1 protein-coding gene is annotated in these 1,397 nt (G+C 70.7%); it reads left to right on the top strand.

The window, feature by feature from the left end:
* Window positions 1–1,397, top strand: a 1,397-nt coding sequence (locus tag CCN56_RS39185) for a molybdopterin oxidoreductase family protein (RefSeq protein WP_143664798.1), incomplete at both ends; no start/stop codon positions are given.

The raw sequence follows: 1,397 nt of genomic DNA, 5'->3' as shown, positions 1-1,397 counted from the left end.
GGCCTTCTTCAACGCCGTCCTGCACGTCGTCGTCGCCGAGGGCCTCACCGACGAGGCCTACCTCGCCGCGCACACCACCGGCTGGGACGAGGTCAGGAAGACCGTCGCCGACTACCCGCCCGCCCGCTCCGCCGAGATCTGCGGCGTCCCCGAGGCGCAGATCGTCCAGGTCGCCCGCATGTTCGCCGGCGCGGACAAGGCCATGGCCTGGCACGCCCGCGGCGTCGAGCACCACTCCCAGGGCGTCGAGAACTGCCTCTCGATCATCAACCTCTGCGTCGCCACCGGGAACATCGGAAAGCCCGGCGCCGGCTACGGCACCATCACCGGCCAGGGCAACGGCCAGGGCGGCCGCGAACACGGCCAGAAGTCCGACCTCCTCCCCGGCGGCCGCTCCATCACCAACCCCGAGCACCGCCGCCAGATCTGCGAGATCTGGGGCATCGACGAGGCCGAACTCCCGCCCGCCGGCACCTCCATGATGGAGATGGTCTGGCAGATGCAGCGGAAGGAGATCCGCGGCCTCGTCGGCATCTGCAACAACCCCTTCGTCTCCCTCCCGAACCACGCCACCGTCAAGGACGGCTACGACACCCTCGAATTCCACGCCCAGTTCGACTTCTTCCTCTCCGAGACCGCCGCCAACGCGCACGTCGTCTTCCCCGTCACCGTGTGGGCCGAGGACGAGGGCGTCATGGCCAATGCCGAGGCCCGGGTCGTCAAGCACAACAAGGCCCAGGAACCACCGGCCGGCGTCCGCACCGACACCTGGGTCATCTGCGAGCTGGCCAAGCGGCTCGGCGCCGGCGACAAGTTCGCCTTCCCCGACTCCCGCTCCGTCTTCGAGGAGCTCCGCACCGCCTCCGCCGGAACCGTCAACGACTACTACGGCATCACGTACGAACGCCTGGAGGAGACCGGCGGCATCGCCTGGCCCTGCCCGACCACCGACCACCCCGGCACGCCCCGCCTCTTCGAGGACGGCCGCACCTACCACCCCGACGGCAAGGTCCACATGCAGGTCGTCGAATGGCACCCGCCCATGGACCCGTACAGCGACGAGTACCCCCTCTCGCTCACCACCGGCCGCACCGTCGCCCACTTCCTCTCCGGCAACCAGACCCGCCGCCTGGGCGCCCTCGTCGAACAGACCCCCCGCCCCTGGGTCGAGGTCCACCCCGCGCACGGCTTCCGCAACGGCGACCCCGTCCGCGTCGTCACCCGCCGCGGCAGCGAGGTCTTCCCCGCCCTCGTCACCGAGGCCATCCGCCCCGACACCGTCTTCGTGCCGTACCACTGGCCCGTCCCCACGGCGGCGAACGCCCTCACCATCGACGCCCTCGACCCGCGCTCCAAGATCCCCGAGTACAAGGTGTGCGCCGCCCGGATCGAGGCCG

The organism is Streptomyces sp. NRRL B-24572 (genome assembly GCF_002156145.1).
Taxonomy (GTDB): domain Bacteria; phylum Actinomycetota; class Actinomycetes; order Streptomycetales; family Streptomycetaceae; genus Streptomyces; species Streptomyces vietnamensis.
The sequence above is the reverse complement of the archived record's forward strand: the minus strand, read 5'-3'. Positions and strand labels throughout refer to the sequence as shown.